The organism is Streptomyces anandii JCM 4720 (assembly GCF_014650655.1).
In the GTDB taxonomy this organism is placed as follows: domain Bacteria; phylum Actinomycetota; class Actinomycetes; order Streptomycetales; family Streptomycetaceae; genus Streptomyces; species Streptomyces anandii.
Genome location: NZ_BMVJ01000122.1, coordinates 1 through 543 on the forward strand (window position 1 = coordinate 1; position 543 = coordinate 543).

1 protein-coding gene is annotated in these 543 nt (G+C 75.0%); it reads right to left on the bottom strand.

The window, feature by feature from the left end; genetic code table 11:
* Nucleotides 1-543, bottom strand: a 543-nt coding sequence (locus IE249_RS35605) for a GAF domain-containing protein (RefSeq protein ID WP_189711684.1), incomplete at both ends; no start/stop codon positions are given.

Below are 543 nucleotides of genomic sequence, written 5' to 3' on the forward strand. Positions count from 1 at the left end.
CCTCCAGCAACGCGATCTGCTCCGCGTCCTGCCGACGCTCCGCCAACTCCATCGCCAACGCCGCCTGCGCCGCGAAGTTCCTCAGCGGTTCGAGCTCGGTGCCGCCGAACGGGCTGCGGCCGGCCGCGCGGACCAGCAGGACCACGCCCCGCACACCCTCCCCGGTGCCGATGGGCACGGCGACGGCCGGGCCGAGCTCGTCGAACCGGGAGGGACCGGGGAAGACCCGGTCGTCGCAGGAGACGTCGGCGCTGGTGACGGGGGTGGCCGTGACGTAGGCGAGTCCGGTCAGGCTGTCGGTCACGGGCATGACCAGGCCGCGGTGCGCCTCCGCCTCCTGGCCGATGGCGAGCTCCACGGCGAGGGCGTCGGCGTCCTCCACGGGCACGGCGACGACGGCGAGGGCGGCGCCGGTGATCTCCCGGGCGCGCTCGGCGATCAGGCCCAGCACGTCGCCGGGTTCGCTGCCGGACATCAGGCTGTGGGTGACCTCCGCGTTCGCGCCCAGCCAGCGCTCCCGCAGCCGCGACTCCTCGTACAGCC